8 protein-coding genes are annotated in these 8374 nt (G+C 69.5%); 4 read left to right on the forward strand and 4 right to left on the reverse strand.

Annotated elements, in window-relative coordinates; genetic code table 11:
* Positions 1–63: 63 nt before the first annotated feature.
* Positions 64–1470, forward strand: coding sequence for an amino acid permease (locus VGT80_RS13500; protein WP_327456618.1), 1407 nt, complete (start codon positions 64–66; stop codon positions 1468–1470).
* On the opposite strand, the gene rfbA is transcribed toward VGT80_RS13500, so the two are convergent.
* From rfbA to rfbB, 3 genes are all read right to left on the reverse strand, one after another.
* Positions 1471–2367 (reverse strand): glucose-1-phosphate thymidylyltransferase RfbA, encoded by an 897-nt coding sequence (rfbA, locus tag VGT80_RS13505; protein ID WP_327456619.1) that lies wholly within the window; start codon positions 2365–2367, stop codon positions 1471–1473. It lies immediately after the preceding gene.
* Positions 2364–3251, reverse strand: a complete 888-nt coding sequence (rfbD, locus tag VGT80_RS13510) for a dTDP-4-dehydrorhamnose reductase (RefSeq protein WP_327456620.1) — start codon at positions 3249–3251, stop codon at positions 2364–2366. The genes rfbA and rfbD overlap by 4 nt, the downstream gene beginning before the upstream one ends.
* Before the next feature lie 67 nt (positions 3252–3318).
* Positions 3319–4368, reverse strand: coding sequence for a dTDP-glucose 4,6-dehydratase (rfbB, locus tag VGT80_RS13515; RefSeq protein WP_327456621.1), 1050 nt, complete (start codon positions 4366–4368; stop codon positions 3319–3321).
* Between the two features lie 236 nt (positions 4369–4604).
* On the opposite strand from rfbB, the gene VGT80_RS13520 reads away from it, so the two are divergent.
* Positions 4605–6167 (forward strand): MATE family efflux transporter, encoded by a 1563-nt coding sequence (locus VGT80_RS13520; RefSeq protein WP_327456623.1) that lies wholly within the window; start codon positions 4605–4607, stop codon positions 6165–6167.
* Between the two features lie 6 nt (positions 6168–6173).
* Here the strand turns inward: VGT80_RS13520 and VGT80_RS13525 are convergent, their stop codons facing one another.
* Entirely contained in the window at positions 6174–7268 is a 1095-nt protein-coding gene (locus VGT80_RS13525; RefSeq protein WP_327456624.1) for a serine hydrolase domain-containing protein, read from the reverse strand.
* On the opposite strand from VGT80_RS13525, the gene VGT80_RS13530 reads away from it, so the two are divergent.
* Positions 7260–7400: a hypothetical protein gene (locus VGT80_RS13530; protein WP_327456625.1), complete on the forward strand. Its 141-nt coding sequence runs from the start codon at positions 7260–7262 to the stop codon at positions 7398–7400. The two genes, VGT80_RS13525 and VGT80_RS13530, sit on opposite strands and share 9 nt — an antisense overlap.
* Positions 7401–7496: 96 nt before the next feature.
* A complete protein-coding gene (locus VGT80_RS13535; RefSeq protein ID WP_327456626.1) occupies positions 7497–8264 on the forward strand; it encodes a crotonase/enoyl-CoA hydratase family protein in 768 nt (255 codons plus the stop codon).
* Positions 8265–8374 lie beyond the last annotated feature (110 nt).

The following is an 8374-nucleotide window of genomic DNA, read 5'->3' on the forward strand; positions in this document are numbered from 1 at the left end:
ACTTGTCGGCGGAGCGCGGCGCAAGCCATGGTGGCGCTTCTGATCAGGCCCGAGGGACCGCCGATGAGTTTCGTGACGCGCCGCAAGCCGGTCCAGCCCGCCGCCCCGGCCGCCGGCGCGCACCGGCTGAAGCCGACGCTCTCCTGGTATCACCTGATCGCGCTCGGCGTCGGGGCGATCATCGGCACCGGCATCTACACCCTGACCGGCGTGGCGGCGGGCCTGGCGGGCCCGGCGGTGATCCTGTCGTTCGCCATCGCCGGCGCGGTCTGCGCCTGCGCGGCGCTCTGCTACGCCGAGATGGCCAGCCTGACCCCGCAGGCCGGGTCCGCCTACACCTATTCCTACGTCACCCTGGGCGAGCTGATCGCCTGGGTGATCGGCTGGAGCCTGATCCTCGAATACACCCTGGTCTGCAGCGCGGTGTCGGTGGGCTGGGCCGGCTATGCCGCCGGGCTGATGGAGCAGGCGCACTGGGGCGTCCCCAAGGCGCTGCTCGCCGGGCCCGACGCCGGGGGGCTGGTCAACCTGCCGGCGGTGTTCATCGCGCTGGTCGTCACCGGCATGCTGCTGGTCGGCACGCGGGAAAGCGCGACCGTCAATTTCGTGCTCGTGCTGGTCAAGCTGACAGCCCTGGCGGGGTTCGTGGCCTTCACCCTGCCGAGCTTCGACGCCAGCCACTTCCATCCCTTCGCGCCGTTCGGCTATGCGGCGCATGAGATCGACGGCAAGAAGTATGGGGTGATGGGCGCTGCGGCGATCATCTTCTTCGCCTTCTACGGCTTCGACGCCATCTCGACGGCGGCGGAGGAGGCCAAGAACCCCAGGCGCGACCTGACCATCGGCATCATCGGCTCGATGCTGTTGTGCACCCTGATCTACATGGTGGTGGCGGCCTGCGCCCTGGGCGCCGAGCCCTACGACGTCTTCTCCAAGAGCCCGGAGCCGCTGGCCTTCGTGCTGCGCCAGCTGGGCCGGCCGGGCGCGGCCTCGCTGATCGCCGGCGCCGCGGTGGTGGCCCTGCCGACGGTGATCATGGTGTTCATGTTCGGCCAGAGCCGGGTGTTCTTCGCCATGGCCCGCGACGGATTGCTGCCCCGCTCCTTAGCCGGCGTCGACAAGCGCGGCGTGCCGGTGGCGGTGACGCTCTTGACCGGGGTGATCGCCGCGGTGATCGCCGGCGCCCTGCCGCTGTCGGATATCGCCTCGCTCGCCAACGCCGGCACCCTGGCGGCCTTCATCGCCACGGCCAGCGCGGTGATGGTGCTGCGCCGCCGTTCGCCCGAGCTGGATCGGCCCTTCGTGACGCCGCTGATCTGGGTGATCGGCCCGGCCGCGGTGCTGGGCTGCATCTACCTGTTCACCAGCCTGTCGGCGAAGACCATCGCCTTCTTCTTCGCCTGGAACGCGCTGGGGGTGGTGGTCTACCTGATCTACGGGCGGGCGAAGAGCGCCCTGGCGGCGGCGTAGCTACTCCGCCGGTTCGTCGCTGCCGGGGCCGGCCTCGGCGAGCTCGCGCAGATACTGGCCGTAGCCGCTCTTGGCCTGGGCCTCGCCGAGCTTCCTGAGCTGGGCGGCGTCGATCCAGCCGCTGCGGAAGGCGATCTCCTCGATACAGCCGATGCGCAGGCCCTGGCGCTGCTCGAAGGTGCGGATCAGCTCGCCGGCCTGGATCAGGCTGTCGTGGGTGCCGGCGTCCTCCCAGGCGAAGCCACGTCCGAGCAGTTCGACATGCAGTTCGCCGGCCTCCAGGTACATCTGGTTGAGCGCGGTGATCTCCAGCTCGCCCCGGCCCGAGCGGGTGAGGGTCTTGGCGAACGCGCTGGCCCGGCCGTCGTAGAAATAGAGCCCGGTGACGGCGTGGTTGGACTTCGGGACCTGGGGCTTCTCCTCGATGCCCAGCGCGCGGCCGTCGGGGCTGAGCTCCACCACGCCATAGCGTTCCGGGTCCTGCACCTGGTAGCCGAAGACGGTCGCCCCGTGTTCGCGCTCCGCGGCGCTGGCCAGCATCTGGCGGAAGTTCTGGCCGAAGAAGATGTTGTCGCCGAGGATCAGCACGCTGGGCTCGCCGGCCAGGAAATCCTCGCCCAGGATGAAGGCCTCCGCGATGCCGCTGGGCGTCGGCTGGACGACGTACTCGAAGCGGACGCCGATCTGCGAGCCATCGCCCAGCAGGCGCTTGAAGCCGGCCTGGTCCTCGGGCGTGGTGATGATCAGGATCTCGCGCACGCCGGCCAGCAGCAGCACCGACAGCGGATAGTAGATCATCGGCTTGTCGTAGACCGGCAGCAGCTGCTTGGAGACGGCGAGCGTCAGCGGATGCAGCCGCGTGCCCGCGCCGCCGGCCAGGATGACTCCGCGCCTCATGCTGTGACCTTCAGTTCCGCCACGATCTCGGCCAGCGCCTCGCGCCAGGGTCTGGGGGCATAGCCGAAGACGGTTTCCAATTTGCGGGTGTCCAGCGTGCCGCGCGGCGGGCGCGGCGCGGCGGCGGGGTAGCCCGCGGTGGCGATGCCCTCCACCACGGGGGCTTCGGGGCCGTAGGCCTCTTCGAAGATCGCCTCGGCGAACGCCTTCCAGCTCGTCTCGCCGGCATTGGCGAAGTGGAACAGGCCAAAGCGCGGGTCGCCAGCCGGGGCGGCGGCCAGCTGCGGCGCCTGGGACAGCACGAACGCCGCCAGGTCGGCGGCGGAGGTCGGGCGGCCGAACTGGTCGTCGACGACGCGGATCGGGCGGCCCTCGCCGGCCAGCCGCAGCATGGTCTTCACGAAGTTCCGGCCGTGCGCCGAGACCACCCAGGAGGTGCGCAGGACGAGCGCCCGTGGGCAGGTCGAGGTGACGAGGTGCTCGGCGTGCTGCTTGGAGCGGCCATAGGCGCCCAGCGGCTCGGGCCGATCGGTCTCGAGATAGGGGGCGCCCTTCAGACCATCGAAGACGTAGTCGGTGGAGAAATTGACCAGCGCCGGGCCGTTCGCGCCGCACATGCCGGCGATGGCGGCGGGGGTGTCGGAATTGATCTGGAAAGCGCTCTCCACGTCGGCCTCGGCCGCGTCGACGGCGGTGTAGGCCGCGGCGATGATCACCAGGTCGGGTTTGGTCTGGTGGACGATGCGCGCGGCCTTCTCCGGATCCTCGAAATCGCAGTCCTGGCGGGAGACGGCGGTGAGCTCGAGCGGGTGCGCCGGCGCCTGGCGGATCAGCTCACGCGCCAACTGGCCGGTGGTCCCGAACTGCAGGACGCGCACGCTCATCCGGCCTCGCTCCTGGCGGAGCTTCGCAGGACGGGTCCTGGCCCTCCGAAGCCTTGGCGAAGGAGGGTCACGCCTTCACCAGCCCGAGGCGTTCGGAATGGAAGCCGCGCTCGCGGATGGCCTGGACCCAGGCCTTGTTGTCCACGTACCAGCGGACGGTGTCATCGAGGCCCTGCTCGAGCGATGTCCTGGCTTCCCAGCCGAGCTCGGCCTTCAGCTTCGCGGCGTCGATGGCGTAGCGGAAGTCGTGGCCCGGCCGGTCGGCCACGAACTCGATCTTCTCGGCGTGGGGGGTGTTGGCGGGCGCATGTTTGTCGAGGGCGGCGCAGAGCAGCTGGACGATCTCCAGATTGCGCCGATTGGGCACACCCCCGATGCAGTACGTCTCGCCCAGCCGGCCCTTGGCCAGGACCAGCAGCAGGGCCTCGGCGTGGTCGTCAACGTGCAGCCAGTCGCGCACCTGGCGGCCGTCGCCATAGACCGGGATCGACTTGCCCTCCAGCGCCCGGCTGATCACCGTCGGGATCAGCTTCTCGGGGAATTGGTAGGGGCCGTAGTTGTTGGCGCAGTTGGTCAGCACCACCGGCAGGCCGAAGGTGCGGCCCCAGGCGCGGACCAGGTGGTCGGCGGCGGCCTTGGAGGCCGAATAGGGCGAGTTGGGATCGTAGGGCGTGGCCTCGTTGAAGGCGCCGTCTTCGCCCAGCGACCCGAACACCTCGTCGGTGGAGACGTGGTGGAAGCGGAAGGCCTGTTTCCGGTCGGCCGGCAGCTTCGCCCAGTAACCGCGGGCGGCCTCCAGCATCACCGCCGTGCCGGTGACGTTGGAGCGCACGAAGTCCAGGGGCGCCTCGATGGCCCGGTCGTTGTGGCTCTCGGCGGCCAGGTGCATCACCGCGTCGGGCTGATGGCCGGCGAAGATGGCCGCCACCGTGCGCTCGTCGGCGACGTCGGCGTGCTCGAAGGCATAGAGCGGGCTCGGGGCGACGCTCGCCACGTTCTCCAGATTGGCCGAGTAGGTGAGGGCGTCGAGGTTGACCACCGCATGGCCCTCGGCGATCGCCTTGCGCACCACAGCCGAACCGATGAAGCCGGCGCCACCCGTGATCAGGATCTTCATTCGGTCTTTCTAGCCTGGGCTGCGGCCCCGCGCCCGCATTGGGTCCCCGCGGCCGGTCTTACATCGAAACCCGGCCGGCTCAAGCGTGGGCATGGCCGCGATCTTGCGCCGCACGCTTGAAGGCGCAGCTTCGCGTACCTACCATTCCCAGGCGTTTCCGGTGACTCGGGCGTCCGCGCCGGGTGCGGCCCGGCAGCAGGCTTGCGCGTTGCGTGGGCGGAGAGGGACTTGAGGCCTTGCAGCCGACGCGCGCCAATGCCGCAGGACGAGGCCCCAGGCCGCCGGGGCCGCCGCCGATGGGCCCGGGCGGTCCAGCCGGGCGGCGCGGCGGGCCGGACCTGACCAAGGGGCCGATCGGCAGGACGCTGGTCACCTTCGCCCTGCCGGTGCTGGGCTCCAATATCCTGCAGTCGTTCAACGGCACAGCCAACGCCTTCTGGGTCAGCCACCAGCTCGGCGAGGCGGCGCTGACCGCCACCTCCAACGCCAACCAGATCCTCTTCCTGATGCTGGGTGCGGTGTTCGGCGTCTCGATGGCCGCCAACATCATGATCGGCCAGGCGATCGGGGCGGCCGACCGGGCGCTCGCCAAGAAGGTGGTGGGCTCCTGCACCGCCTTCTTCCTGGTGCTGTCGCTGGGCGTCGGCGTCGCCGGTTTCCTGCTCACCCCGCACATCCTGGACGCCATGCGCACGCCGATCGACGCGCGGGCCGATGCGATCGCCTATCTGCGGGTGATCTTCGCGGCCATGCCGTTCATGTACTTCTTCTCCTTCGTCATGATGGCCATGCGCGGCACGGGCGACAGCCGCACGCCGTTCTATTTCTCGCTGATGGCGGTCGCCATGGACGTGGTGCTGAACCCGCTGCTGATCATGGGGATCGGACCGTTCCCACGGCTGGGCATCGCCGGCTCGGCCGCCTCCACCCTGATCTCCCAGACGATCACGCTGGTGGGGATGGCGGTCTACCTCTACCGCAGCCGCTCGATCCTGGTGCTGCGGCCCTCGGAATTCCACCTGCTGATCCCCGACCTCGCGATCATCAGGAACCTGGTGCTCAAGGGCCTGCCGATGGGCTTCCAGATGATCGTCATCAGCCTGGCGGCGGTGACCATGATGAGCCTCGTCAACCAGTTCGGTGTGCACACCTCGGCGGCCTATGGCGCGGCGGCGCAGCTGTGGACCTATGTGCAGATGCCGGCCATGGCGATGGGCGCGGCCGTCTCCTCCATGGCCGCCCAGAACGTCGGCGCCGGCCGGATGGATCGGGTGGAAAAGGTGGCGCTGATCGGCGCCGGCTACGCCTTCCTGATGACCTCTGTCCCGGTGTTGGCGATCTACCTGGCCGACCCCTATGTGCTGCGCGTCTTCCTGCCGGCCACCAGCCCGTCGCTGCCGATCGCGGTGCACATCAATTCCTACGTGCTGTGGGGCTTCATCTTCTTCGGCATGGCCTTCATCTTCTCGGGCGTCGTCAGGGCCACCGGCGCGGTCTGGCCGCCCCTGCTGGCGATGATCATCTCGCTGTGGGGCGTGCGCATCCCGCTGGCCAATTTCCTGTTGCCGACGATGGGCGCCGATGCGGTCTGGCTGAGCTTCCCCCTGGGCAGCCTGACGACCCTCGTCCTGGCCGGCGCCTACTACCGCTGGGGCGGCTGGCGCAAGGCGCGCATGCTCGACACGAGACCGAGCGCCGATGCGCCCGACACCGGCCTGGGCCAGCCGATGATGGACGAGAGCGAGGCGATCACCGACGCCGAGGAACGGGCGCTTGGCCCCCAGCCGGCCAAGGCCTGAGCCGCGCTAGCCGTTGGTCTCCTCGAGCGCGGCGTAGACCAGGGTCCTGAGTTCGCGGCGGATCGGATAGGTCGAGGACGGCAGGAGCTGGGTCATGAACACCGCCGTGACCTCCTCGACCGGATCGACCCAGAAGGCGGTCGAGGCCGCGCCCCCCCAGTAGAATTCGCCGTTCGAGCAGGGGATCAGGGTCTTCGGCGCATCGAACACCACGGCGAACCCGAGGCCGAAGCCGACGCCGGCGTTGGTGCTCTCCGAAAACAGCGAGCGCGACAGCTCGGTGAGGTCCTTGCCCCCCGGCAGGTGGTTGGAGGCCATCAGCCGCACGGTCTTGGGCGCCAGGATGCGCGCGCCCTCCAGCACCCCGCCGTTCACCAGCATGGTCGTGAAGCGCAGATAGTCGGCCGCCGTGGAAACCAGGCCGCCGCCGCCGGATTCCAGGGCCGGCGGCTTGAGGTAGGGACTGGTCGCCGGATCGTCCTGCAGCTTCATCTTGCCGCCGGGGACCGCGTCGTAGCAGGCGGCGAAGCGGGCGCGTTGGTCCTCGCGGACGAAGAAGCCGGTGTCGACCATCTTCAGCGGCGCGAAGATCCGCTCGGCCAGCACCTGCGACAGCGGCTTGCCGGCCACCGTCTGCACCAGGTAGCCGACCACGTCGGTGGAGACGGAATAGTTCCAGGCCTCGCCGGGCGAGAACTCCAGCGGCAGCTTGGCGAGCTCGGCGATCATGCCTTCGAGATCATGTTCGCCGAACATGTTCTCGACCTTCGCCTTGCGGTAGGCGGCGTCGATATTGGTGCGGCTTTGGAAGCCGTAGGTCAGGCCCGAGGTGTGGCGCAGAAGGTCGACCACCTGCATCGGCCGCTCGGGCGGGGTGGTCATGTAAGGCCCGGTCCCGGCGGCGAACACGCCCAGGTCCTTCCAGGCGGGAATGTATTTGGCGACCGGCTCGTCCAGCGCGATCAGCCCCTCCTCCACCAGGGTCATCAGGGCGACGCAGGCGATCGGCTTGGTCATGGAATAGATGCGGTAGACGGTGTCGTCGGCCAGCGGCACGCCGCGCTCCGGATCCTGCTGGCCGAGCACGGTCTGGTGGACCACCTGGCCTTGCCGGGCGAGCGTGAAGTGGGCGCAGGGCAGCTTGCCGGGGCCGATATATTTTTCCTGCAGGAAGCGGTCGATCTTCGCCAGCCGCTCGGCGGAAAAGCCCAGGGATTTGGCGCGGGGATCTGATCCATGGCGAGGCTCCGGAAGCTGTCCCGGGCCATTAGCCCTTGCCTTCCGTGGGGCCGCAAGCGTGACGATGGGTGCTCGAACAGGGAGCCCGCCATGTCCACCATCAGCGTTGAGACGCAGGACCGCGCCGCGATCGTGACCATCGAGCGGCCGGAGCGGCGCAATGCGGTGGACGGGGCGACGGCCAGGTTGCTCTACGAGGCCTTCAAGGCCTTCGACGCCGACGAGGGGCTCGACGTGGCGATCCTCGCGGGGCGCGGCGGGACGTTCTGCGCGGGCGCCGACCTGAAGGCGATCTCCGAGGGCGGCGGCAATCCGGTGCATTCGGGAGGCGACTTCGGACCGATGGGCGTGACCCGGCTTCGCCTGAGCAAGCCGGTGATCGCCGCGGTCGAGGGCCACGCGGTGGCCGGCGGGCTGGAGGTGGCCTGCTGGTGCGATCTCCGGGTCGCGGCGGAGGGGGCGGTGTTCGGTGTCTTCTGCCGGCGCTTCGGGGTCCCGCTCATTGATCTCGGCACCGTGCGCCTGCCCAGGCTGATCGGCGGCTCACGCGCCATGGACCTGATCCTCACGGGCCGGCCGGTGGAAGCGCGGGAGGCGTTCGAGATCGGCCTCGCCAACCGGCTTGCGCCCAGGGACGGGGCGCTGGCGGCGGCGCTGGAGTTGGCGCGGCAACTCTCGGCCTTCCCGCAGCTCTGCATGAGGAACGACCGGCTCTCGGCCATCGCCCAGTGGTCGCTGGACTGGGAAGGCGCCCAGGCCAATGAGGTCAGGCTCGGGATGGAGACCCTGCGGTCCGGGCAGTCGCGCGAAGGCGCCAGCCGTTTTGCGGCCGGCGAGGGCCGCGGCGGGGCCTTCTGACGCCGTCGCGCCGAGGCCGGGCTACTTGATGGTGACGGTCGCCGAGCCCTGCGGACCGGTCACCTCGAAGCTGTCGCCGGACTTCTTGTCCTTGGGATATTCGATGCAGC

Source organism: Phenylobacterium sp., from assembly GCF_035944335.1.
Classification (GTDB): domain Bacteria; phylum Pseudomonadota; class Alphaproteobacteria; order Caulobacterales; family Caulobacteraceae; genus Phenylobacterium.

Bases quoted from the DNA above. Each gene is read 5' to 3' on its own strand.
- VGT80_RS13500 (WP_327456618.1), top strand. From the start codon at position 64: ATGAGTTTCGTGACGCGCCGCAAGCCGGTCCAGCCCGCCGCCCCGGCC.
- rfbA (WP_327456619.1), bottom strand. From the start codon at position 2,367: ATGAGGCGCGGAGTCATCCTGGCCGGCGGCGCGGGCACGCGGCTGCAT.
- rfbD (WP_327456620.1), bottom strand. From the start codon at position 3,251: ATGAGCGTGCGCGTCCTGCAGTTCGGGACCACCGGCCAGTTGGCGCGT.
- rfbB (WP_327456621.1), bottom strand. From the start codon at position 4,368: ATGAAGATCCTGATCACGGGTGGCGCCGGCTTCATCGGTTCGGCTGTG.
- VGT80_RS13535 (WP_327456626.1), top strand. From the start codon at position 7,497: ATGTCCACCATCAGCGTTGAGACGCAGGACCGCGCCGCGATCGTGACC.